Source organism: Pseudomonas sp. SIMBA_067 (assembly GCF_046534675.1).
Classification (GTDB): domain Bacteria; phylum Pseudomonadota; class Gammaproteobacteria; order Pseudomonadales; family Pseudomonadaceae; genus Aquipseudomonas; species Aquipseudomonas putida.
In genome coordinates this window covers 1-243 of record NZ_JAWRYH010001154.1, presented here as the reverse complement: position 1 = coordinate 243, position 243 = coordinate 1, and the positions used below count along the sequence as shown (strand labels likewise).

Here is a 243-nt window from a genome sequence, read left to right as displayed (position 1 = left end):
ACTTATTAATAGCAATGATGAACAAACGATTGAAAGTATGGCGAGATATATGCCTGACAATGAGATTCTGGAGTTGACCGATCAGCAATTGGGTTACCAGCCTGTTGTTCTGGGGTTGCTCGACCGTGAACCGCTCTCTGTCGAAATAATGACGCGAATGAGTCGTCTACCTGATGGTGTCGGTCCGTTGAATCTTGCGCTACGTGAAAATCTCCCTCTGGATATCGTAATGACTCTGGCGAA

General features: G+C 46.1%; 1 protein-coding gene. It reads left to right on the top strand.

The window, feature by feature from the left end; genetic code table 11:
- On the top strand, positions 1-243 hold a 243-nt coding region (locus SB765_RS32920), incomplete at both ends, for a hypothetical protein (RefSeq protein WP_410932934.1).